A 1,176-nucleotide genomic window follows, 5' to 3' on the forward strand; every position below is an offset into this window, starting at 1 on the left:
TTCCTGGACGATAAGACCATCAAGCCGGGCCTGCAGACCTACAAGCGCCAGAAATAAGCGAATCATGAAGAGTTAGGAAAGCCAGCGTGCTTGCTGGCGCCACGGAAGGCCATCGACGCACGAACCGCGCTGTAAAACAGCTACCCAGAACAGCACCAGCGCGGGCAAGGTATTAGTCGCATCAACCAATAACGGGCACCCGAAAGGCCCTACAGGAGACAAACATGACATCCCGAGGCAATCTGCCACGCGGCGCGGCGACCATCGCGCTGTGCTTCATCACCGCACTGCTGGAAGGACTGGACCTGCAATCGGTCGGTATCGCTGCGCCCGGCATCGGCGCCGAATTCAAACTCGCTCCGGCCATGATGGGTTGGGTGTTCAGCGCCGGACTGGTCGGCCTCTTGCCGGGTGCTTTCTTCGGCGGCTGGCTGGCCGATCGTATCGGGCGCAAGACCGTGCTTGTGTGGGCCGTCCTGCTGTTCGGCATCTTCTCGCTTGCCACCGCGCACGCGTGGGATTATTCAAGTTTGCTGGCAGCACGCGTGTTCACTGGCCTGGGTCTCGGCGCCGCATTGCCGCTCCTGATTGCGCTTACGTCCGAAGCGGCAGACCCGAAAATTCGCAGCACGGCAGTCAGCCTGACGTACTGCGGCGTGCCGCTCGGGGGCGCGATCGCTGCCGTTCTCGGCATGATGGAATTCGACGCAGGCTGGCGCGTGATCTTCTATGTCGGTGGAGTCGTGCCGGTCGCGGTTGCCCTGCTGCTGTACTTGCTGCTGCGTGAATCGCCGAGCTTCCGCCAGCAGGGGACGCTGCACGCGCATGGCGACCGCCGTGTCTCAGGCCTGTTCGACAAACCCGTCCTCGGGTCGACGATGCTCCTGTGGGCAGCCTGCTTTTTCACCCTGACAGTCCTCTACATGTTGCTGAACTGGCTGCCGTCGCTGCTGATCGGGCAGGGCTACTCGCGTCCGCAGGCCGGTATCGTACAGATTCTGTTCAACATTGGCGGCGCCGCCGGATCCATCCTGAGCGGACGAATGGTCGACCGCAACCGGCCATTGCTCGCAGTGGTCGTCGTCTATGCCGGCATGCTGCTGTCGCTTGCAGGACTTGGACTGTCGAACAGCTTCAATTTCATGCTGATTGCAGGCTTCGCTGCCGGCTACTGTG

Annotated in this window: 1 protein-coding gene; it reads left to right on the forward strand. The window is 61.8% G+C overall.

All coding sequences use genetic code 11. The features are described 5' to 3' along the window. Nucleotides 1-224: 224 nt before the first annotated feature. Nucleotides 225-1,176: 3-(3-hydroxy-phenyl)propionate transporter MhpT (gene mhpT, locus ACFPN5_RS11935; RefSeq protein ID WP_379783459.1), on the forward strand; the 952-nt coding region annotated here is incomplete at its 3' end.

The organism is Massilia niabensis (genome assembly GCF_042655085.1).
In the GTDB taxonomy this organism is placed as follows: Bacteria; Pseudomonadota; Gammaproteobacteria; order Burkholderiales; family Burkholderiaceae_D; genus Telluria; species Telluria niabensis.